This window comes from Halomonas sp. SIMBA_159 (genome assembly GCF_046536035.1).
Classification (GTDB): Bacteria; Pseudomonadota; Gammaproteobacteria; order Pseudomonadales; family Halomonadaceae; genus Vreelandella; species Vreelandella venusta_A.
The window spans coordinates 1-296 of record NZ_JAWJBT010000310.1 but is presented as its reverse complement, the minus strand read 5'-3'; the positions used below and the strand labels follow the sequence as shown (position 1 = coordinate 296).

Sequence of the window (296 nt, the reverse complement as noted above, 5' to 3'; positions counted from 1 at the left end):
GTGCTACTGGGCGCACTGCCCATTCTGATCTTGGCACTAATATTGGATGCAGGATTAGGGGCGTTGGCAGATGCTCTGCGTCCCGGAGGACAGGAATGATAGAGCTTTCCCACGTTACAAAACGCTTTGGTGACGACACCGCGGTTGACGACATCACGCTGCGGGTCGCTAAAGGAAAGTTCTGTGCGTTGGTGGGTACGTCAGGGTGGGGTAAATCTAGCACGCTGCGCATGCTCACCCGCATGATTGAACACTCCAGTGGTGACATCCTCCTGGATGGCCAGGCGATAGAGCAG

General features: G+C 55.7%; 1 protein-coding gene. It reads left to right on the top strand.

From position 1 onward, the window contains the following. Nucleotides 1-95 precede the first annotated feature (95 nt). On the top strand, nt 96-296 hold a 201-nt coding region (locus R0J87_RS19420), incomplete at its 3' end, for an ATP-binding cassette domain-containing protein (RefSeq protein WP_498888293.1).